At 38.2% G+C, this 24307-nt stretch carries 15 protein-coding genes; 2 read left to right on the top strand and 13 right to left on the bottom strand.

What is annotated here, in order from left to right; genetic code table 11:
- Window positions 1-231: 231 nt before the first annotated feature.
- The 8 genes from RM552_RS04250 to RM552_RS04215 all read right to left on the bottom strand — a co-directional run bounded on the left by RM552_RS04250 (window position 232) and on the right by RM552_RS04215 (window position 12342).
- On the bottom strand, window positions 232-3822 hold the full coding sequence (locus tag RM552_RS04250; RefSeq protein WP_311367537.1) for an ABC transporter permease/M1 family aminopeptidase: 3591 nt from the start codon (window positions 3820-3822) through the stop codon (window positions 232-234).
- Between the two features lie 9 nt (window positions 3823-3831).
- Window positions 3832-4722 carry an ABC transporter ATP-binding protein gene (locus RM552_RS04245; RefSeq protein WP_311367536.1) on the bottom strand — a complete coding sequence of 297 codons (891 nt, stop codon included), beginning with the start codon at window positions 4720-4722 and terminating at the stop codon, window positions 3832-3834.
- 115 nt (window positions 4723-4837) lie between these two features.
- Window positions 4838-5851: an asparaginase gene (gene ansA / locus RM552_RS04240; protein WP_311367535.1), complete on the bottom strand. Its 1014-nt coding sequence runs from the start codon at window positions 5849-5851 to the stop codon at window positions 4838-4840.
- Complete coding sequence (locus tag RM552_RS04235; protein ID WP_311367534.1) at window positions 5844-8771, bottom strand: DUF349 domain-containing protein; 2928 nt, start codon at window positions 8769-8771, stop codon at window positions 5844-5846. Before RM552_RS04235 ends, ansA begins: the two co-directional genes overlap by 8 nt.
- A complete protein-coding gene (locus tag RM552_RS04230; protein WP_311367533.1) occupies window positions 8761-9054 on the bottom strand; it encodes a YeaC family protein in 294 nt (97 codons plus the stop codon). Before RM552_RS04230 ends, RM552_RS04235 begins: the two co-directional genes overlap by 11 nt.
- A gap of 37 nt (window positions 9055-9091) precedes the next feature.
- Window positions 9092-9424 (bottom strand): hypothetical protein, encoded by a 333-nt coding sequence (locus RM552_RS04225; RefSeq protein ID WP_311367532.1) that lies wholly within the window; start codon window positions 9422-9424, stop codon window positions 9092-9094.
- Between the two features lie 38 nt (window positions 9425-9462).
- A complete protein-coding gene (locus RM552_RS04220; protein WP_311367531.1) occupies window positions 9463-11130 on the bottom strand; it encodes an alanine/glycine:cation symporter family protein in 1668 nt (555 codons plus the stop codon).
- 69 nt (window positions 11131-11199) lie between these two features.
- Window positions 11200-12342: a M14 family metallopeptidase gene (locus tag RM552_RS04215; RefSeq protein ID WP_311367530.1), complete on the bottom strand. Its 1143-nt coding sequence runs from the start codon at window positions 12340-12342 to the stop codon at window positions 11200-11202.
- Window positions 12343-12660: 318 nt separating this feature from the next.
- Between RM552_RS04215 and RM552_RS04210 the strand changes: the two genes are divergently transcribed.
- A complete protein-coding gene (locus RM552_RS04210; RefSeq protein WP_311367529.1) occupies window positions 12661-14493 on the top strand; it encodes a winged helix-turn-helix domain-containing protein in 1833 nt (610 codons plus the stop codon).
- Between the two features lie 190 nt (window positions 14494-14683).
- Window positions 14684-15364, top strand: coding sequence for a hypothetical protein (locus tag RM552_RS04205; RefSeq protein WP_311367528.1), 681 nt, complete (start codon window positions 14684-14686; stop codon window positions 15362-15364).
- A gap of 64 nt (window positions 15365-15428) precedes the next feature.
- Here the strand turns inward: RM552_RS04205 and RM552_RS04200 are convergent, their stop codons facing one another.
- The 5 genes from RM552_RS04200 to malQ all read right to left on the bottom strand — a co-directional run bounded on the left by RM552_RS04200 (window position 15429) and on the right by malQ (window position 24132).
- Entirely contained in the window at window positions 15429-16877 is a 1449-nt protein-coding gene (locus RM552_RS04200) for a glyceraldehyde-3-phosphate dehydrogenase (RefSeq protein ID WP_311367527.1), read from the bottom strand.
- 276 nt (window positions 16878-17153) lie between these two features.
- Complete coding sequence (gene msrB, locus RM552_RS04195) at window positions 17154-17543, bottom strand: peptide-methionine (R)-S-oxide reductase MsrB (RefSeq protein ID WP_432277177.1); 390 nt, start codon at window positions 17541-17543, stop codon at window positions 17154-17156.
- A gap of 47 nt (window positions 17544-17590) precedes the next feature.
- Entirely contained in the window at window positions 17591-19723 is a 2133-nt protein-coding gene (gene glgX / locus RM552_RS04190) for a glycogen debranching protein GlgX (RefSeq protein ID WP_311367526.1), read from the bottom strand.
- On the bottom strand, window positions 19724-21919 hold the full coding sequence (gene glgB / locus RM552_RS04185; protein ID WP_311367525.1) for a 1,4-alpha-glucan branching protein GlgB: 2196 nt from the start codon (window positions 21917-21919) through the stop codon (window positions 19724-19726). It lies immediately after the preceding gene.
- Window positions 21919-24132 (bottom strand): 4-alpha-glucanotransferase, encoded by a 2214-nt coding sequence (malQ, locus tag RM552_RS04180; protein WP_311367524.1) that lies wholly within the window; start codon window positions 24130-24132, stop codon window positions 21919-21921. The genes glgB and malQ overlap by 1 nt, the downstream gene beginning before the upstream one ends.
- Between the last annotated feature and the right edge of the window lie 175 nt (window positions 24133-24307).

Here is a 24307-nt window from a genome sequence, read left to right as displayed (position 1 = left end):
AAGCGTTAGGCTTATTCAAAATTAATCATGATCACCCTAGCTTATAAGACGATTTGTGTGATTTTTTATATTGCTAGGAGGTTTTGCTGAATAATCGAAAAGAAGAACAGCCAATCTGCACAGCCGAATTGTAAGCAAAATTTGCATTACAGAACAACAGCGCGGTTTTCATGCTTGCCCTCAGCCTTTGTCTTATTATATGAACGAATATTCAGGCATTAAATATTAGATTTACAGAGCAAGTATATTGTCTCTGCTATTTCGATCAATGTAACGAATAAAAGGGTCAACACCAATAAATTTAGGTCTACCCGATATTGCTTCTAACTGTATTAATAGCGTATTTTCACCATCTTCCAAACGATGCTTATTGTGGTACAAAATATTCGTATCATTACTAAAATCGTTTGGATCGCCATCAAAAATAACAATATCTACTAAATCAGCGAATTGTTGGCTAGTTTCTTCGCCTACACCATCAACTGAAAACTGCTTTACATTTACCATCAATTCGATCAAATGTAATTTCTCTGGGTTAGTATTTCCCGCTTCAATAGTATTTACCTCGGCTTCTATTAATTCGATATCATAAATCGTAATTTGAGAGAATTGCTGTTCTATAAAGTCATACTGTGACTTTTCTGCAACTGACTTAATCGCATTTAATAGATCAAGAGTGGTCGCCCTCTTGCCTTGACTAAATTTAAATTGTTCAATTAGGCCTGCAATGGCTCTATTCATGTTTTCAAACCCTATTCGATCAGCAATAGCCATTAATACAATGCCACCTTTGTGATAATAAATATAAGGTTGATTTTCAACGCGCATAAACGGCATTTCTTCTAAGTATTCGGTACTTCTGCCACGCAAATAAGCGTCTAGCTCATAGCTCAAAAACTCTCTGATTCTTACCTCACCATATTGCTTACGCATGACTTGTAAAGCAGCATACTGAGACAAAGATTCAGATAATACCGCACTGCCTTGAACATTAGCTGCATCTAATTGATGTCCAAACCACTGATGGGCGACTTCATGTGCTGTTATATAGTAAACAGAGTCGATAGTGGCGGGATCCCGTAAATCAGCTATAAAACCAATTTGCTCTGAATAAGGCACCGTATTAGCAAAACTTTGCGCAAATCGACGATATCCTGGAAACTCAATAATGCGTAATTGTTTATGTTGATATTTGCCGAATGCGTCCTCAAAAAATGCAAGTGAATCTTTGCTAGACTGTATCATTCGTTCTACATTCCATTCGTGTTCACGGTGATAATAAACGCTTATTTGAACACCATTGTAAATTTCGCTTTTAACTTCTAAATCAGCCGACATTAAGTTATAAAAATTAATCATCGGCTTATCCATTTTATATTGGAAATAGTTTCTCCCGCCTTCTACCCAATATTTTTGCAAATATCCAGGCGCGATTGCAATCTGGGATTGGTCGGTAGACAAGGTCGCCGAAAATTCTATTAGACCTATATGCTTGCCCAAAAAACTCTCATTATACCGACTCTCATCTTCTAGCTTGTAAGCTCTCTGAGGTGGCGGCAAATCACGCTTTTTTCGCTCATATTGATCGCTTAAATAGATATTTTTTTGTACGCCAAACGTTGGTAATAAAGAAACATTGTCGATAAAGGTTCCATTTTTGACCAAGCTTGTATCTTCATCACTATCTTTAAATCCAAAGTGTTGACGTGTCACTTTTATTCGTAATGCTTTCTGCTGGCCAGGCTGCATTGCTTTGTCAAACGACATCCACGCAGTCTTTAAATCACTATTAAAACCATTTATTTCTGCAGACTCAATTTCAACTCGACTATGATCGGGATAATTAATCAGGAATTTATCGATTGATTCATTTGTTTTATTTATAAGGGTTAAATCTGCAATAACTTCAATTTTCCTCAGATTGGGAAATATTGCCGCATTGATATCCACACTGACTATGCTAGGTAGAGGCGCATCTTCAAATAGCGAGTATTGCTTTTCATATTCTGCTCTTAATTCAAACACTTGTTCATCGAGTAAAAACTGATTTACCACCCGCGTATTATAATGAATAACAGTACCAACACTTATAAAACACACAATACCCAACACAACTAATACTTGGCCACCCTGCCCTAAATGGTAACCCATTAGCTTCCATCGACTTTTCAAACTTACCTTTGGCCCTCTCTGCCAAAGTGCAAAACTAAATGCCGAGAATACTAAGGCCAATGCAGACCAATACAACATATAATAATGATGTGACGACATCGCCCAACCATAACCATTCATATCAGAAAATATCATTTGGGGAGAAGAGCTGTAAAAGAACATATTATGTTCAAAGCCTATTTGAGCCATAACAAAGTTAGATACTAAAAAATACCCGACAAAAATTAGCATACCAACATATTTAGATGGGCTAAGTGCTTGTATTAAAAATGCCAATACAGTGAGCAAAATATAAGGCAATGCCTCAAAATACATTAAAGATATAATGTATTGTGGTAAGTCGTAATTTGTATAACCAGATACGGTTTGATTTATTAGCGCCGCCATTAAACCGGTAACTAAAACTGATATCGTCACAAAATTAACCGCACAAAACTTTGACAACCAAAATATAAAATTGGGCACCGGCGTACTGTCAATAATGTCACCGATGCCTACTGTGCGTTCTCTCCATACCACCTCGGCGGTATAATAAGTAATTACGATAATAAGTGTTAATCTGACGCCATTGGAAATTTGCGACACCATGTATTGGGTAATTGGCCAATCACGCACACCATAGTCTCCACTTGCAAAGACAAAAGTGCTAATAATTAAAAATGCAGCAAAGAGTAAGAGAACAATAAACGCAGGACTGGTGATAATCTGACTATATTCAAATTTCACCCTTGCCATAAAAAGTTGCAAATAATCGTTATCTTGAAAAGAATAATCTATTCTATTGCTATGCAATTCATGCAAAGTCGGCATATATTTAAGGTCTTTTAATGCAAACTTTTTGCTTCGACCCTGCGCCAAACGCAGTGGAGAAAAAATCCGGCCAAAAAACAATAAAAAGCATAATCCTAAGCCTATCCACAATAGTCTATTACTCAACACAAGGTCAGAAAATGATACGACTAAAGAGTTACGTTCTTTAGGTGTCCAGTATTGTGTTGTTTCAAAAAAGCTATACACGCCAAATGGATCAAATATTGCTAATAACTCACTTTGTTGAGGCGAAGTAAAAATAACTTCGGCAAGTGCGTAAAGTATAAATAGTCCTAGCGCAAACAAATAAACAGCTAACATACTTCTAAAGCGTAATGCTGCTGCAAATATTATTGTGCTCAAAGCAAACAATGTTGGCACTGAAAAAATGAGATATGGTACTAGGTAATAAAAAAGATTAAATTCACCCAATCTATCAACATCAAGTTGTGGCGATAAACTTCCAAGCATTAAGCCCAGAGGCACCATAGCTGATACAAATAAAATAACTAAAAATGAACCAATAAAACGACCAACTTGATACTTAAATGTATTGATGGGCTTTGTATAAAGCAGTTCGCTCATATTTGAAAGCTCATTTCTTATGGCAGTATTACCAATAAAATTGACCACTAAGAATAAAGAAAAAATGCCAAAAATAACCACTGTCTGGGCTATTGCATATGGACTATTAAAATTGATATTACTTGCGGAGCCAATACTCACATTTTCAATAGCAACAGATAAAAATGGCAATAAAAAGAAAATTAGGCATGTCACAATAAAAGAAGGCTGTTTAATAAAAAACCGCCATTCAAACTGTATCATTCTAAAAAACATTCAATAAGCCTACATTGCCGTATAATCTGAGGAATCATGACCGTATTTTAGTACTCTAAAATACGCATCTTCTAGGCTTACCGGTGCTGATTCAAAACCGTCTGGCATGTCATCTGACAATACATGCATTACCGTTCTTCCCGCAAACAAACGTGTTGAAATAATCTTATGATTTTGAGCAATTTCATCAAACTCTAATGGTAAAACTGTTTTCCGCCATACTTTGCCTTTCAAACTTTCCGTTACTTTAATAGGATTACCTTGAAGCAAAATTTTACCATTGCCAAGAATTGCCATGTCTTCACACAATATTGAAACATCATCAACAATATGTGTTGATAAAATAACGACCTTTTTTTCAGCCAAGCTTACTAATAAATTATGAAAACGATTACGTTCTTCTGGATCCAGACCCGCGGTAGGTTCATCAACAATAAGCAGATCAGGATCACCTAACAAGGCTTGCGCAATCCCAAAGCGTTGACGCATTCCACCCGAAAATGCGCTCACATAGTTTTTACGATGTTCGTAAAGATTAGTATGTGCAAGTAAGCCTTCGACAGTCTCATGCCTCTGCCCTTTGTTCGTCAAACCTTTTAACACAGCAATATGCGATAACATATCGTAGGCACTGACTTTTGGGTAAACACCAAAATCTTGTGGTAAATAACCCAACTTTTTACGTAATGCTTGAGGTTGGTCAAAGACGTCTATGTCGGCGAATTTAATTTGACCGCTATCTGCAAGTTGCAGTGTGGCGATTGTTCGCATAAGTGACGACTTGCCTGCACCATTTGGCCCTAATAAACCAAATACGCCATTTGAAATATTAAGACTTACCTGGTCGAGAGCTTTGATGCCATTGTCATAAGTTTTACTAACATTAGAAATTGTGAGCATATTTTGGTACTTATCATTGCATTGTTTACTAAGCGTTAAGCTAACAGCAGAGCACTAGAAAAGAAAGCCAAAAAACAAATTCCAATTGTATCGAAATGTGATAACTGAAATTATCTCAATCTGTCATTTCACCACGGATATTTTTAGCCATCAGGCGTCTTCTTTCTGAGATATCTAATTCTGAACGACTCAATAAATAATGCAATTTAGCCAAAGCCGCTTCGGGGGTTAAGTCTTTCCCCGAAATAACCCCAGTTTCTTCGACTAATACGCCGTTGGCGTATCCCGCCATGTCTACTCGCCCACGCATACATTGAGTACAATTTACGAGTAATATGCCATTTTCATGCGCGGCGGATAACTGTGAAAGCAATTCTGGATTCTGCGGCGCGTTGCCAACCCCATAACTTAACAAAATTAAGGCATTAACAGGTTGTTGAACAATATTAGTTATAACGCTGTTGCTGATGCCGGGATATAAGCTGACCAAACCAACTGGTTGACTCTTAACTGCACTGACTGAAAACGCTTTATTACTTGCATTAAATGGTAATTTATAATTCACCTCAATATTGATACCTGCATCTAATAAATGAGGGAAATTAGGCGAATCAAAGGCATCAAAGCCATCAGCATCGACCTTGCGAGTGCGGTTTCCCCTAAATAATTTATTATTAAAAAACAGAGTGACTTCTTCGATGGGATAATTTGCTGCGATATATAAAGCATTGAGCAAATTCGCTTGACCGTCAGAACGAAGCTGAGCAAGCGGAATTTGTGAGCCTGTAATAATGACTGGTTTATTTAAATTTTCGAACATAAAAGACAAAGCTGACGAAGTATATGCCATAGTGTCGGTGCCGTGTAAAATAATAAAGCCATCATAAGCTTCATAATGTTTAGCGATATCATTAGCAATGAGTTGCCAATCACTTGGCACCATATCACTGGAATCAAGAAGATGCTCATATTCATTGATAGTAAAATTAGGCATTTCTGCACGGTGAAACTCTGGCATTTTTTTAAGCGTCTCACTTAAATAACCTGCGGCTGGCACATAACCTTTACTTGATGGTTTCATACCTATCGTGCCACCAGTGTAAGCCACATAGATATGCTTTTTAGGCATCAACATTCACCATTTCAACCTTAGAATCGGCCGCTTCCACATCAATATTGTTACTACCTAAATAAAACTGCATAAAAAGTGACAATAAATCTTTGTCAGCTTTTTTTATCGCGCCCAAACTCGTCCAATGTTTTAAGACATCTTCTTTATTAGGCATACGTTCACCCTGCAATTTTGCTGTCATTAAAGCTAATTGCACTTGTTTTTTTAAGGCTTTCAGGTCTATGTTATCCGCAATATCTTGTTTATCCACTAGTATGCTTAAAACCATTAGTAGGCTTTTATGGTCATATTTACCTAACAAAGGATGCTTTTCAAAATTGCCTAAGGCCCAAGTTCTATATTTACTAGGTAATTTCTCACTTTCTTTCAAAAATATGGCTTGGTCTGCACTTTGTAAACATTCAAAAAGTGATTTTAGTTGAGTATTTTCTCTTTCTTGATTGAATTTTTTAACCGCACTATGAAAGGATGTTGATAGATTTTGTATTTTTTTATGGACTTTTTTTTGTGAATTTTCTGCAAGGGAGCGGAAATGTGTTTCAAGCTCGGCAAAAGACTGCTCAAAAAACTCTAAATCTGTAATTGCACGTGAAGAATCAATCTTTATTGATATCTCATTGATTTCGTTTTCAACTGCACGCAAAGCTTGGTCTTGTTCAGCTTGCTTTTTATTAACGACCTGATGAAATTTCCCAAATATCGCGTCATTTTTTTCCCTAAACGCATGCCATAATTGATTGTCTTTTCCTTTGCCTGCAAAGCCTATTGTCTTCCATTGGAATTGCAGTTTTTTCGCTTCATTCACTGCTTGTTGCAAGTCATCCATATTCTCTAGCCGACTTGCCGCCTTTAATAATTCATTTTTTCGCGCTGCATTATCTGCTTGTTCTTTCTCTATTGCTTGGGTTAAGGGCCTAATCGCTTTGTTGAACTCACGGTTTAAAATAGTAGCCTCTTTTTTATCTAGGTCTACAATTGATCTAAACGCTTGCCTCAATTGCGATAACTTTTTATGAAGAGCTTGTTCGAGTGAAGCAAAATCCAGTTGTTTAGCCTCGTCTATGATCCTTTGAGCGCTTTTCGCATTCTCTTGGCGTTGTGTTTCTATTTTTGCAAAAAATTCACGACATGGCGCAAAAGCTTGTTCCAATACCACATCAAATTCAGTATTTAACTGATCATCTTCGTCTGTGTACAAATGTCCAAATGATGACCATTCTTGTCGTAGTCTTTTTACCGCCTCAGCTCGTTCATAGCCATCGACAAATTTACTTAATACAAGTTCTCTTGCCTGTATCAATAATGCAGGTTTCCTTGGTTGTGCCACATAAGCTTGCCAATCTTGCAATTTTTCAACTTCTTGCAGGGTACTATCATATAGTTTTGCGATTCGTTTGAAGCGAATTTCGCCTAAATTATCACCTAACACTTTATTAATAAGCAGTTTAGTATGATGAAAAGTTGAGATGGCTGGCTTGTATTTACCATCAACAATTAAGCGATTAACGACTCTTAATTTCTGCTCAATTTTTCGTTCGTGTTGTTTAAAATTTGCATTTATTTTATGCAAAATACCGCGAAATCGTTTTTCCTCTTGAGAAAAAGCTTGTTTGGTTTGTTTAGGCAAATTAACTTTTTGGGATTCGATATTTTCTTTAAAAGCTTTCTGGAGTTGAGAAAACTCTGTTTCTAATGTTCTTGCAGTGGCTATATCTGGCTTGTCATCCAAACTGGTTTTTGTAACCGCATTTTGCTCGACATTATCAAGCAGTTCTCTAGCCTTAGCCAATACTTGAATATTTTGTGTGACTATGAGTTTAGATTCAGGCAAATGCATCAAAACGCGTCTATTTTCGTCTATTAGCGCCGAAATTCTATCTACTTCATTCGTTCGTGAAGAATCCAACGACTGGGATTTTAAATTAGATAATTCTTCTGATGCTGTACTAATTGCTCTTTCAAAAATCTTAATTTGTGCGGTAACATCACTTTCAACTTCGCTAATACAAAGCTCTATTTGTTCGCTAATTTGTTCACAAGATAGTGTTAGTTTGTGAATATCGTCATTCAGCTTTTTAGCTGCTAACTCTTTGTTATGACTTTCAGCTAAGGTTTGTAATTTTAACTGTGCGGTATTTTTTAATGATAAGTATTTAGTGCTCAGTTCAGCTGCATCTTGCTCACTTAAGTAGGCAAATTTATTTTTTAAACTCTCAAAATCTGTAATTTGTTTATCTAACTCACTTTTTAGTGTTGCGTAATCATCTACATCTTTTAACTTTAGTAACAGAGCATTAATTAATACGGCCCTCTGCTTTACTTGGATAGGCTGTTGTTTTAACCAATCTAAGTGCTCAAGTTTTTCTTTAACCGCAAGTTCTACGGTCATATTTTTGGCCTGCTTCATAAAACGATGAAGCAGTTTTTCGTCTTCAGTTTTTTCAATGATAGCCAATTGTTGTTCAACATCAGCTTTTTCAGCAAAATACTTTTTCGTCACTCTCTCCGAATCAATATTCAGCAAAGTGTTCATCGATAGGAACTTATCTTCATTAAGACGAATACAATTAAAAAGTAGATGCTGAAGTACACTCTTATTTTTCATTTCTGATATGTATGCTTTAAAAAGCTTGTCATCCACAACATGCGGTTGCTCAACAAGCTCATAACATTGCTGTTGAGCGTTCTTTTTTATCATAGCAGAAGATGTCGTTTCTGCTGTTTTCACCCAAAGAACAAACGAATTCAAATGTTTTAAAGCCGCAATTTTGACTTTGTCGCTCGCATCATTAAACGCCAATTCATGAACAATAGATTTGTCTTTCTCTTTTGTTACATCAAGTTTATCCAAGCTTTCAATTCGGACATTGGGGTCATCACTGGTATAGGTTGGCGCAAACAGTTTTTTAAAAATCATTTTCTTTAAACCGTGCTATGTTACTTTGTTTACTCGCTTCATGCTTCAGTTCGTTTTGGAGTTCTTGCCGTGACTTTTGAACAATTTTTCCCTCTTTATTGACCGTCATATGTTCTTCAGATTGTTCTATTTTTGCTTGATACAGCAATATCGCTTGTAGTACGGTTTCTTTCTGCTCATCACTTAAGGGATTACCGTCAAGCCACTTGCCGGTTTCAATCGCTATTTTAAGTTTTTCAAATACGTCTTTTGACATAGTCGCCACAAGCTGCTCGATATGCATAAATTATCCTTAGAATACTTTTTTGCAGCACCTACAATCAGCTGCGCTTTGCTATAGCTATCCTAGCACGATTGACCACATACCAAATAAACCCAATGGTAGCTACCGCAACGGATACATTAAACATCATAAGACCCTTGTCGCCATCAGGGAAGTTACCTAAAAAGACAAAATAGCATCCAACAATAAACAACAGAATCGCCAACATCGACTGATTCTGCAGCTTTTGCAGCTTTTGATATCTTTGTAGAGACAACTTACGTTCTATATCTTCTTTAGATGCACTGCCAAATTCATAATGACAATGACTACACGAATTTGCTTTGTCCGAAATTGGCTTTTGACAAGCCGGACAACTGATAATCGCCATGTTAACCTCTTAAATCTGTGCAGCCATTCTAGGCCTACTTATTTACTACTTTTTACCTTCTGCCAATATTCATTGACTGTTTCTTTCATCTCTTTGTGTAGCATCAAAATACCAAATAGATTGGGTAAGGTCATGACCACAATCGCTACAGCTGATATTGCCCATACCAATGTGGTATCCGAAACAGCTGCCCACAGGAAACCAAAAACGTAAACAACACGGTATGGCATCACTGATGCCGGACCAAGCAAATATGTCATTGCCCTATCACCATAATATGACCACGCAATAGCAGTAGAAAATGCAAATAGTAATAAACCAATAGAAACAATATATTGCCCATAACTACCTAAAAAGCCCTTTGTAAACGCTATTGTTGTTAAATTGGCTGAATGCACTAAAGATTTACCTTGCACAATAATGGTTGTTCTTGAGATATCACCATTAACTATGTTCAAAGTCCCACTAAATTTATCGTCGAGTGAACCCGCAAAGTATGTCACTTCTTCTGCAAATGAGCGGGCATTGATTAGAGTGTACCCGCCACTAATCGCTTTACCATTAACCACGACTATTTCGCCATTGTATGCACCGACTGAAGTGCCATCGAGCTCGTTTAAATATTTATAGACATTGGTAGCATCTTCTTGATTATCTTGCTGATACTCGCCATCAACAAAAAACATATCCGAACGATCAAACACATTTTCGTGCTTTTGATTCCAAACACCAGATGACAAAATAACTAAACCTGTAATCGTACAAATAATGATAGTGTCGATAAATGGCTCTAAAATAGAAACCATACCTTCAGAGACAGGCTCTTTTGTTTTCGCTGCGGCATGCGCAATAGGCGCAGAACCTTGTCCAGCTTCATTGGAAAACAAACCTCTATTCACGCCCCTATTGAAAGCATAAGCAAATGTTGCTCCTAAAAACCCGCCGGCAGCAGCAGAACCACTAAATGCGTCAGTTAATACAGAAACAAAAGCAGGCCCAACATTTTCAATGTTGGCAAATATCACAGAAAACGCACCCAAAATATAAATCACTGCCATAATAGGCACTATTTTAGATGTGACTGCCGCAATTCTCTTAATGCCGCCCAAAATAACAAGTCCGAGCAAAACAGCTAATATGCCACCTACAATCCAAGGTTCAAAACCAAAAGTAGCCTCCATTGTGCTAGCAATACTATTACTTTGCGGCAAGTTTCCGGTGCCGAAAGAACTAATGACTGTCGCAACCGCAAAAGCAACGGCTAACCATTTCATGTTTAGACGTTTATCCATATAGTACATAGGGCCACCGGCATAGGAACCATCGGCGGTTTTATCTCTGTATTTGTGCGAGAGTGTGACTTCAACAAACTTAGTTGTCATACCGAAGAAGGCTGTTGCCCACATCCAAAATAATGCTGCAGGTCCACCTAAAAATATGGCCAAGGCCACACCGCCAATATTTCCAGTACCTACCGTCCCTGAGAGTGCGGTCGTTAGTGATTGAAAATGGGTTGTATCACCCGGCTCATCACCTTTATCTAGCTTGCCTGACACCACTTTCCATGCATGCTTAAAAAAACGTACTTGAGGAAACTTCAGATAAATGGTGAAAAATGCACCCGTGCCCAACAACACGTAAGGAAACCAAGCTGCACTGCCTAAAAAACTATCTATTAAATTAACAAAATCGAGTATTGCGTCCACGTCAGATTTCCTTGTTTATCGTCTTATTTTTCTTTTATCTTCAATTTAGTGCTTATTTTCAAGCACAAATCACTTAGTTTTAAGTTTGTCAGAAACAGCATTTATTGCTATTAAAAGGTCTTCACCTAACTGTTTGCATCTTGGAACAGACCAACCATAACTTGCATCAGGCAAATTAGCATTATCTTTAAAGGGCATTTCTAGCGTATATGCAAGGCATTCATATCGAAACCCTACTGCGTTGCTCGCAACAGTAAGGTTAGCCTCACCTGGTTTATCTTTGTCGTATCCAAAAACATCTTGAAACTCTGGTGTAACCGTGAGTAAGGTTTCTTTAAACAGATCCTCAAGCTCTTTGATTTGCTCAGAATAATTAGGATTTCCTTCACCACCTGCCACAAAATTATAAGGGAGTGCTTCATCACCATGTATGTCAAAAAACATATCTACGCCGGTTTCTTGCATTTTATTTAACACGTAGAGGACTTCCGGGCTATTATTTAATGATGGATTTTGCCATTCACGATTCAAATTTATACCAGCGGCATTGGTTCGTAAATGCCCTCTTACACTGCCATCAGGATTCATATTTGGAACAATATAAAACACATTATGTTGCAGTAATTTTCGGGCTAAACCATCGTCTTCATCTAATAACCTTTGCACCAAACCTTCCACTAACCACTCTGCCATTGTTTCGCCAGGATGTTGTCGAGCGGTAATCCAAATTTTATTTTTAGCTGCTAACTCAATGTCTTCAGAGCCTATCACTAACAAGTTTATTTCTCTGCCATCGAGGGTTAAGCCCAACAACTCATGGCGACAGTCAAAACACTGTTGCGCTTGAGCAATGAAATTTAGATGTCTTTCATAACTGTAAGGTGCGAAATAAGCAAAATAAACACTGTTTTGTTCTGGCGTGAATTCTATGCTGAGATTATCCCCATCGAATACACTATCGACTCTAAACCATGTTTCTCGGTCGTATGACGCAACTGCATGATAGCCTTTCCAGCCTTCCGGATAGGCTGACTTTGCCAAGTCTACAATGGTAATACTATGTGCAACAAACGCTTCGGAGTGTAATTTAAAATGGAACCATTGATAAAAATCAGACTGATGATCTTTTTTTATGAAAAGTTTAATATCGCCGGGCGATTCAGCTGAAATTACATTTATGTTGCCACTGTCGAACTGACTGTTAATAATCATGAAATATTGGATAGTTTAATTTTATTATTCTGCAGTAATGTTAGCAAACTCTTAAGATTTACTAAACATGAAATATAAAATAGTTAATCTAAAAGGATTTAGCAATGCGTAAGCTAGCAGAATTGGATGCAATTATTGGTATGTGTCCGAATGTTATACGATGAAGGATGTTTTAGTTCAGCCATGATAAAAACGATTTGTGTTTAGCTTTAAAAAGTTTGGTCATTGTCAAAGCTATGTCTAGCAGTTGGCTTTAATCTATCATTTATTCTTGCTATCTTAATGATAAGCAGTATGGGAAGGTATATATCAAAAAGAATGCGCTATACACTTAATCACTGGCAAATAATACCACTCGAACACCTAATAGAAAACACACAAACGGGCGAAACGCATAAAATTGAACCTCGTTCGATGGCAGTTTTGACTATGCTGATGGAAAAATCAAATGAAATGGTCAGTCGCAAAGAGTTTGTTGAGCATGTTTGGGAAGGTCGTGTCACTGTCGATGAAAGTTTAACGCGATGTATCTCCGAACTTAGAAAAATTCTGGAGCGTGATGCCAAAAAGCCAGAATATATAAAAACAATCCACAAAAAAGGCTACAAACTACTAGTAGACGCCCAAAAAGTTGACCCTCCGATGTTGCCAGAGCAAAAAGCGAGCACTTTTCAAAGGCGTTTTGTGGTTTTGGCATTTGTCGTCACAGTATTTGCATTTGTCGTTAACATGAATTGGCCATTGTTTAGCAATAACGCAATAAAAAACAATGCCAAACACGAAGTTAATCGTGTTTTGAGCGACTTAAATGGCATCAGAGAAGTGCTGCTAGCCTCTGAATCATCTACCCCAATCGTATTTTTGAGTAACAACGACGGAACAAATGTTCACTACACCATTAAGTCTATTCCATTGATAGAAGGTGAAACAAAAGAAAAACAAAATATTATTCAACTGCTAAATAGTTATGGGCAGGTCATTTGGCAAGCATCAAGTTTGCAGTCTGATGAGCAACAAAAAGCAATGTCTGTTGACGCATTGATTGAGGTTTTACGGCTTTTACAGTTATATAAAGAAGCGCCGGAACTAGCACTCCTTTCACCTGAAATGCGCACTATGTATTCTCGCGCGCTGTATTTAATTGATGTAAGAGGGCGAGAAAACTTAGAAAATGCATTTGAACTGTTAGATAACATTGTGCAGCAAAGACCCGACTTCGCTATGGCAATTGTGCAAAAAGCCGTGGCTGCTCGCATGATGAGTTTTTACCTTGAATTGATAGAGGAACGACAACAGCAGTCTTTGCAATACCAATTATTATTGAAGCAAGCACAGGCAACAGCACCTGAGCACCCCGTCATTAGAAGCTTAACTGCAAGGCTTGACCTTAGTCGCAAGAATTGGTTCGAGTACCAACGAATACTTGAAGAGGCTGTCGAGTATTCTCCTGCATGTGTCATTTGTGTGAGGAACTTAGCGGAACATTATCTCAATGTAGGTTTTTATCAAAAGGCTGAAACATTGGTACAAACTCACTTAGACTATTTTCCATTGTCAACAATGATGCATAGCTTCTTAGGTCAGATTTATAACATGCAAGCACAAACAGAAAGTGCAAAACGACAAGTAAAAATCATCAACGCCTTAGGTCATTCAAGTGGTTCAGATGCCTTGGCTATGAAAATCAATATAGCCATGGCCGAAGGCGATATTGAACAATATTCGAAGCTAGCAGAGGCGATGGTTGCCCGTTATCCAGCTTATCAATACCATAAAGATGCCGTGGATGCGCAACTAAGAGGGGACAATGATGCGCTAAATCAGATCATGTCAAAAATGCCTCGCCTTGATTTCAATATTGCCTTAGTAGCTGGCAGTTATCAGCCCATAATAGATCGTATCAAACGAAATGTGAGTAATGGTGTTCTGCGCGATCTCATGTTAACACATGGCTGGCTCCAGCCGAATTCACATCTATCACCTGGTTATAGTCAAGGCTTACTTAGGCTAAAAAACCATAAGGATATTGTTCAATTGTTGATAGACATTGGATTGATGGATTATTGGTCTGAATACAACCAGTGGCCAGATTACTGCCATAAAAATGAATACCTCCAACATCGTCCAAATTATTGCCCACCACAACTATAAAATCGTCTGCAGTTAGGAAACTAAACTCTTTACTGCGAAACCCGTAAGCAATTGAATTAATTATAAATATATCGCCCTTAGGAAATGATTAGCTTTTCATTAGCTTATTTTTATATGCTACTAGTGAATTCGATTTTGAAACAGTTTACAAAAGAAGTCGTCTATAACTACAACTCCAAAAAGGGAAATGATGAAGACGTTAAAAATTTTATTTACTAGTGCATTGCTGTTCGCAGCAAGTAATATTAATGCTAACTTAATTGAGGGCAGTTTCTCACAAGTTGGCTTTGAAGGAGGAGGCTCTATCACAGGGTATTTTAAAGGCACAGATGTCGATCTCGATGGGCAGATTCGTACCGTGGGATTTTTTACTAACTTATTAATTCCCACTCTTCAACAAACCAATGAACTCGAATACGCGGAAATTACATTTTCAGGCTTTAATTCTACTCAGGGTGATCATACTCTCATATTTGATGGAGCGTTGGCCGCAGTTAACCCATTTTATCGACCATTTTTTTCCTTTGCATACAATATTGGTAGTGGAGAGATTGGAGATGAAGCTAACGAAGGTATGAGCTTCGCCGTGGGTGCACCAAGCACAAATTATGTGCTGGGTGAACTTTTCGCTGATATTTTTCTGCCAGACATAGACTTAACAATGCCTGAAACAAACACATTTGGTTCGTGTGATGGTATCAATGTTTGTGGCGCTGTTTTAGAATTTATCCCAGCCGGACAAAACAGCATTGACACAGTATTTCAATCGTTGAGTAAGGGGGCGGTTGGCGTTGTTTCCGCACCCGCTTCATTGTCGTTGCTCTTACTCGGCTTTGTTTGCATGTTTGTAAAATTAAGAAAAAACACGTAAGCCAAGTATCAATAATTTGAAATCAGTGGTGCTAAACAGCACCACTTTGTCCTTTCACCTTATATTATGGTGCCGGAATGGTGGGTACTGAAACACCCGCCATATCGGTAACGACACGCATCACCTGACAACTATAGCCATATTCATTGTCATACCATACATATAAAGTTGCTCTGTCATCGGCCACAATGGTTGCTTGAGAATCAACAACAGAAGGAGCGCGCGTTCCTACTAAATCAGTAGATACAATTTCAGTTGATGCGGTAAAATCTATCTGATGTTGTAGATTCGAAAACAAAGAAGCGTCACGCAAATAGGTATTTATGCCTTCTTTGTCAGTTTGAGACGCTAAATTTAGATTTAGAATAGCCATTGATACATTGGGTGTTGGCACTCTAATCGCATTCCCTGTCAGTTTACCTTCTAATTTAGGATAAGCTTTAGAGACCGCTTTGGCCGCGCCAGTTTCGGTAATCACCATATTCAATGAGGCTGCTCGTCCACGTCTTTCTGCTTTATGATAATTGTCTATCAAATTTTGGTCGTTAGTAAATGAGTGTACTGTTTCTACATGACCACTTTTTATGCCGTACTCTTCGTCTAGCGCTTTCAAAACCGGCGTAATCGCATTTGTAGTGCAACTAGCAGCGGACAAAATCACATCTTCTTTATCAATATCTGTATGATTAACACCATGTACTATATTTTTGATTTGTCCTTTCCCGGGAGCGGTCAAAAGTACTTTTGACGCACCTTTCGCTTGCAAGTGTTGAGATAAGCCTTCTTCATCTCTCCACATCCCAGTGTTGTCTACCACTATAGCCTTATCAATACCGTATTGCTGATAATCCACCTCACTTGGATGATTCGCGTATATAACTTGAATGAACGAACCATTTGCTTTTAGCGCTTTGCGTTCATTATCAACAGTGATGCTTCCATTAAAAGGCCCGTGTACTGAATCTCTTCGTAAAAGGCTAGCACGTTTTTCTAAATCGCCCTCTTTCCCCCCACGAACAACAATTGCTCGTAATCTAAGTTTGTTTGCTTTGCCTTGACGCTCTATCATCAATCTGGCTAATAGCCGACCAATCCGTCCAAAACCATATAGAACAACATCAACCGGCTCATGTTTATCATCTTGATTATTTACGCTATGTAGTGTGTTAGTTAAATAGGTATCAAGACTCTCAGTTTTGGCTATTTTATTATAGTGGAAATCATAAGCCAAACGACCAATATCGACCTCGCAGGGTGCAATAGGCATGTTGCTAATTGCTTCTAGAATAGGAAAGCTTTCTCGCAATCTTAACTTTACACCCTCAAACAAGCGCACGCTTCTATGGGCTTTAATTATATCTATCGCACTAGCGTTTAATAGCGATCGGCCATAAACCGTTATTTCAATTGCTTTATCCCTATATAAACGACCTACAATTGGCATCATTCGTTCAGCGAATTCTTGACGTTCTTGCCAACTAGATTGAAGCTCTTGTTCGTACTGTTGATTCATATCTACTTACCTTATTAATGCGAGTGAGACGGATGACGCGCGCATTCTATGCAAACTTGAGTAAAAGTCCAAACTGGTGAAAACTTTCACTTTTAGAGTCAAAAACGGATCAGCTGTTAATTTTTGTGTAATTAGTCGACATCAGTGAATAGCATTTAAAATAAACATCAAAAACAGTGATGTTATTGGAGTTCTTAGGTAAAAATAGTAAAAAAACCTGTAATAAAATTACACTAATTAATTTAGAGTATTTTACAATTTTGTTAAAAAAGCGATTTATTCGCTATCACTTGAAGCGTCAAAATTTAAAGATATCGAATTTACGCAATATCGTTTGCCCGTGGGTAATGGGCCATCATCAAAAACATGACCTAAATGCGCTTCGCATTGCCTGCATAAAATTTCAATGCGCTGCATCCCTAGGCTAGAGTCTTCCTTATATACCACGTTATCGTCATTTGATTGAGCATTAAAAGAAGGCCAACCGCAACCTGAATCAAATTTTGCCGCCGACTCAAACAAAGTAGCGTTGCAACATTTACACGTATATTTGCCTGTTTCTTTATTATGTAAAAACTCGCCAGTAAATGGCCGCTCTGTTCCTGCTTGACGCGTCACTCTGTATTCTTCTGGTGTCAACTTTTCTTTGTATGGATCGGTCATCATGTTCCTTCCAAGATATTTGTGGGCGTTAAAAATGATGGCATGACAAACTATTTATTACAATACAATCGCATCGTTCGTGCTGGCATGTTAAATATCGAATCAATAGCGCTAGCTCTGTATTTTGAAATATCACTAACACTTGTATCAAGAACACAAACCCATTTTTCATGCGCTTCTAATACAGGTAAATGAAACTCACGAGCGTCATGTAAACTATTAATACAAAGTAGCCATTGTTCTTCTTTGCTTGCATCTGACGCTAATTTAACATTGATCGCGTTACTTGGATGCTCTGCTGAAGCATAGTGTAGCGTATCTTCGCCAATCAAATGTAAAGCAAAGCAATGATGTTCGTGATTAACCCAGTCGATATCTGTTTTATGACTGCCATCACGTCTATACCAGTCAGCTACTTTAATATTTTGTCTGTTGTCGAACATATCATCGTCAAAGTGCATTTGTTGCAAAAGGCGATTTTTTGCACGTAAATTAATAACATACTGGCAAAAAGTTAAAAACTGGGCCTTTCTGTCCGTCATCTCCCAGTCTAACCAATTAATTTCGTTGTCTTGGCAATACGCGTTATTATTTCCATTTTGTGTTTTACTTAATTCATCTCCAGCGAGGATATGCGGTGTCCCCTGACTCAACACTAGCGTAGCAAATAAGTTTCGTTTTTGCCTTTCCCTCATGTCCAGAATCAAGGAGTCATTCGTTTCGCCTTCAATACCATAATTGGCACTCAAATTATGATTATGGCCATCTCTATTTTCTTCTAAATTATCTAAATTGTGTTTATTTTCAAATGACACAATATCGTGCAAAGTATAACCGTCATGATATGTGACATTATTAACACTAGCATGCATGGGACGAGTGTTTTTTCTGAAAATATCTCTTGAGCCCATAAGGCGCGTTGCAAACTCACCTTTTAAGCCTTTATCTCCACGCCAAAAGCCGCGTACTACATCTCTGAATTTATCATTCACTTCTAGCCAATAGTCAGGGTATTGCCCTAATTGATATCCTCCTGGGCCTATATCCCAAGGTTCAGCTATCATAACCGCTGTTCTAAGCAGTGGGTCTTGACGCAATACTTTGAAAAAAGCAGCACTATTCTTAAACTCATGAATTTCTCGTCCTGCTACACTTGCTAAATCAAACCTAAATCCGCTCACTCCCATTTCGCTTACCCAATACCGTAAGGCATCTACCACTAAACTAAGCATATAAGGATCAGACACTTTTAAGGTATTGCCACAACCTGAATAATTGAGATGCTGAGCTTGATCAGTTTCATCGTTTTGCTCTAGCAAATAGGCATGAGATTCAAATAAGCCTTTAAAACTTAACACTGGGCCATCTGCACCACTTTCACATGTGTGGTTAAAAACCACATCGAGAATAACTTCAATATTATGCGCTCTAAAACGAGCGATCATTTCTTTACATTCAGTTACCGCATCATTATTGGCATAGCGAGGCTCTGCTGCAAAAAAGTTGATGGGATTGTATCCCCAATAATTCGTTAAGCCTTTTAGTGTAATAAAGGGTTCGGGCATAAAGGCCATTAAAGGTAAAAACTGTATACTGGTAACACCTAATTGCTTTAAATGCTCAATAATAGCTGGCTCACAAGCCCCTAAATACTTGCCTCTTAGCTGTTCTGGAATACTCGGATGTAACTGCGTTAGCCCCTTCACATGTGCTTCGTATATAACCCTTTTTTCATCACTTATTCCTAGCGGGCGCAGGTTGCTATTAGCTTGAGCGAACAGCTTAGCTTTTGGCACCAAAGCATGAGAATCACCTGCATATTTTTCAGCCGACCATGTCAATGGTCTGTTTAACGATTGGGCATAAGGGTCAATTAATAGCTTATCGAGGCTAGAATCAGGATTTGTACTTCGATTACTTTTGGGTTTAACACGCAGACCATATAAGTGCTCTGTACCTACGCCTTTTATAAAGCCAAACCATCTCGACTGGATTCGTTGTTGTAACAATATGCGCGCAATTTCTTCTTCATTTTCGTCATATAAACAAATGAAAACTTGAGCCGCATCTGGCGCATAAATGGAAAAATTACAGCCATTTTCAGTTAACTTTGCGCCAGCAGGGAATAAGCTACCAGTCTGCAACACAAATCGATTTATGCTAGTTGCTATTTTCAATGACATTTACTGTACTACTAATTTATAAATAATTGTAGCTAAAGGAGGAACGCTTATTAGAATACTATTTTCTAAACCATGCCAGCTTTCGGTGTCCGAATGAACCGTATTCATTGTATTAAAATCACTACCACCAAAGCATGCATCATCAGTGTTTAACAATAATGAATACTGCCCCTTTTGTGGTACACCAAATCTCATTTCATCATGCACAATGGGTGTGAAATTACAAACAATTAGAAGCACTTCATTTTTATGTTTAGCAAAACGCGCAAAAGCGAATATAGATTGCGACTCATTATGTAAATCAACCCATCTAAAACCAGCAGGATCATGATCAAGTTCATGCAATGCTGGTTCACTAGAATACACCTCATTTAATTTTCTATAGAGTTTGTGAATACCTTGATGTGACGGGTATGATAAAAGATGCCAAGGTAAGGATTCATCGTGATTCCATTCTTTATCGGGCGCAAATTCGTTACCCATAAATTGTAATTTCTTGCCTGGGTGAGCAAACATGAAACCATAGTAGGTGCGCAAATTAGCAAAACGTTGCCAATCATCTCCGGGCATTTTCTGAATCATGGAGCCTTTTCCGTGTACAACTTCGTCGTGGGAAATAGGTAATACAAAATTTTCATCGTATGCATACACCATAGAAAAGCTTAGCTCGCCATGATGGTATTGTCTATATGCTGAGTCCTTAGCAATATAATGCAAAGAATCGTGCATCCATCCCATGTTCCATTTAAAGCCAAAGCCTAAGCCACCTGATGAGACAGGTTTTGAAACGCCGGCAAACGAAGTAGATTCTTCAGCGATGGTAATGGCATGTGGATGTTTGGCATACACTTCTGTATTCATCCATTGCAATAGGCTAATCGCTTCATAATTTTCGTTACCACCATCAACATTTGGTAACCACTCTCCTTCATTGCGAGAATAATCTAAGTACAGCATGGATGCGACAGCGTCAACACGAATACCGTCTACATTAAATTTATCAAACCAAAAAAGCGCATTAGCCACTAAAAATTGGCGCACGGTATCTTTGCCAAAATCGTAAATACATGAATTCCAATCTGTATGCCAACCTTTTCGCGGATCCTCATATTCGTATACACAACTACCATCAAATCTAGCCAATCCATGTGGATCTTCTGGAAAATGAGCAGGCACCCAATCTATGATGACGCCAATATTATTTTGATGACAAATATCAACAAAATATTTAAATTCGTCAGGTGTACCAAATCGACAAGTAGGTGCAAATAAACCTACCGGTTGATAGCCCCAAGAACCATCGAAAGGAAACTCTGACACTGGCAAAACTTCGATATGTGTATAACCCATATCTGTAACGTAATTGACGAGATCTTCTGCCAGTTCGTGATAAGTTAAATAACGTGAATCACCTTCTAAGGGACGCTTCCAAGAACCCAAATGAACTTCGTATATACTCATTGGACTTTGGTAAGGGTTATGCTGTGTCCTTTTTTCACGCCATTTTTGGTCTCGCCATTGATAAGCGCTATGATCAAACACAATCGAAGCGTGTGAAGGGTGATCGTGGTGACTAAAGCCTAATGGATCTGATTTATCAGGAAGTTGATTCCCCTCTCTATCAGACAAACAGTATTTATATTGTGCTCCGGCTTCCACATTAGGCATGAACAATACCCAATATCCTAGTTCAGTGCGCTGCATTGGATGCGCCGTGTTATTCCAATGATTAAAATCACCAATGAGATACACAGAGCCTGCATTTGGTGCGAAAACACAAAACCTAGTACCCTTGATACCACTTTCTGTATTGACTAGCTGAGCGCCAGCTTGGTGATACAAATTTTCAGGGGCATGATCAATAAAATGAACCGCATGATAAGCAAAATCTTGAAATTGATAAGGGTCTATATACACATGCTCACCATCTCTGGTGGCCGCACAAACTGAGTACTCTTCGGTCACAGCTTTATCGAGAACAGCTGAAAATACACCTGGACTTTCTTCTTCAAGCAAAACAATACTTTTTTGACTATGAGCGCTTTTTAGTGACACAGCAGTGGCATAGTTACACCATACCCGTATGATGTATTTACCGTTTTGTTCACTAGTCCCTAAACAAGAAAAAGGACGATCACAGCGTCCTATTTTCAATTCGTGGGCCAATTGATTTGTCAATTGATATTCACCCTGCATTAAGTTACCTCTTTGAGTGCTTTCTGGCTCGCTTGTCGTCGACGAGTGGTTAATTCTTTCGTTAAACGAACAATCTCAGGTCTATCAAAAATGTCTTCAATATTGTGACTAAGTTTACGTTGCCAATTTGGATATTCATTGAACGTGCCAGGAATATTAACAGGTTTATCCATTTGCAACCAATCTTCCAATTGTAAACTTAATAACGCACTAGACCCTGTTGCCATATGTGTTTGCATGCCAAAGTTGAGCTCACTTGTCATACCAACATAATTCACGTCTGTACTTATGTTTTTACTGATAGCGCTATGCCCATGTAATGTATTAAGTATATGTTGTTTATTTTCATGTCGTATGTTGTACAAGTTCGACAACACCTCTTGATCAGGATACAAACCCACTTCTTTTCCTAATGATAAATCGTCGCAATGCCAAAAACCTATTAATGTAGGCATGTCGTGGGTTGTCAAGGTTGACATAGATTGCTCGGGATAATGACTTGGTGAATAAAAGCCGCCATCTTCAGCTTGCTCAAAAAAGAAGACTCGATAGGAATACATACCATTTCCGTGCAGTTTTTCGCGAATGGCGTCTGGCACTGTGCCTAAATCTTCTCCAATTACCAAACTTTTATTACGCACACTTTCCAAGGCCAAAATTGCCAATAAGTCGTTAACTGGGTAATTCACATAGACGCCATCACTTGCATCATCCTCTTTATGCACCCACCACAAACGCAACAAGGCCATCACATGGTCAATTCTTAAAGCACCAGTACCTTTCATATTAGAAGAAAACAAATCAATGATAGGCTGGTATTGTTGTTTTTGTAATTGTTCAGGATCCATCGGCGGCAAGCCCCATTTTTGACCAAGCGGACCCAATATATCGGGGGGTGCACCTACACTAACTTGTGTGCAATAAAGTTCTTTATTACCCCATATTTCTGCCCCGCCCTCACTTACGCCAACAGCTAAGTCTTTATATAATCCTATCGACATGCCTGCATATTTAGCGGCCCGACTAGCCGCTTCAAATTGCAAAGCTGCTTGCCATTGCAAAAACAAATGAAACTTGACTTTTTTAGCGTACTTTTTAGCAAAGACCAATACAGATTTATTATTGATATCTTGATATTCTACTGGGAATACTGGCCAGCCCCAATAATCTTTGCCTTGGTCTTTCAAATGTATCTGCAAAGATTCAAATATGGCTTGTGAACGTAAACTGTCGCCTCCTTCCTCTACAAACTTATCAAATTGTTTTTTTTGTTTGTTTTGCCTTTGCAAATAGGTTTTATCAAACTCTTCAAAAATTAAGGAAAGCGCCTTGAGTTTTACTTCAGCAACCCCTTCATAATTGACAAAATCACTTGCTCTTAATGTCTCTATTTTTTGAGGTATATCATTATCAAACCACCATTCTTTTACAAGCTTGTGGTCAAAACCAACAACTGCCTCTACATCAATATATAAATAATTAAGCCATTGTCGAGAACTTGGTCCATATGGTGAACAGGCATTTGGATTAGCAGGAAACAAAGCATGGATGGGATTGAGACCAATAAAATCGGCGCCTTTAGCAGCTGCTTGCTTAACTAAACTTATCAAATCGGTGAAATCACCTACGCCCCAATTACGACGGCTTCTTAAGCAATATAATTGCACACTCAAGCCCCACGCTTTTTCACCACTCTTAATAGCTTTGGGCATGTAACAAGCTTTTGGCGCAATAATTAATTTACATTGAGAAACGCATTTACGTCCACAGTACATGCTAATTTGGTGATAACCCAAGATAGTAATTTTTGGTAGCTCAATTTCATACTCATGCCATTCTAGCCCTTCTATATTTTCAGTGGCTAGCAACTTTGCATCTACAGGGGTCACTTTATGACTCAGTGTATTGCCGTTTTCAAGTGATATTTTGAAGGTGTGCGCTTTAGCAGCATCAGAAATACAAACTCTCGCCTTAATCTTTACACTATCTCCTTTGCGCAGCACCAATACTGAAGGCAGCGCTTGTAGCCAATATTCAACAGCTTCGGATTCTAACTGCTCGGCAAGCATTTGTTCGTCTTGCATGGAATAGCCCATCGCTTCTAACAATTTATATTGGTTTTCGGGCTTAATTTTAGCGGGTTTCCCCCAAGCATCTATAAAATCCGAACTAATGCCTTTTTGCTCAATTAGATAGTCAACTAGTTGTGTCATTGATAAGTGTTCCTGCACATCGTCTAGCGTATAGGTTATTTTGTGAGTTTGCGCTGAATAAAAACGAAATATTCTGTTGTGTCATTGGCATTATTCATTAACTAACACAAAATCGGTATTGAATACGATTGCAACCCGCAAAAGCATAAGGATATCTGTAATAAAACAACACATA

Origin of the sequence: Glaciecola petra (assembly GCF_031846345.1) — a bacterium.
Classification (GTDB): Bacteria; Pseudomonadota; Gammaproteobacteria; order Enterobacterales; family Alteromonadaceae; genus Glaciecola; species Glaciecola petra.
The sequence above is the reverse complement of the archived record's forward strand: the minus strand, read 5'-3'. Positions and strand labels throughout refer to the sequence as shown.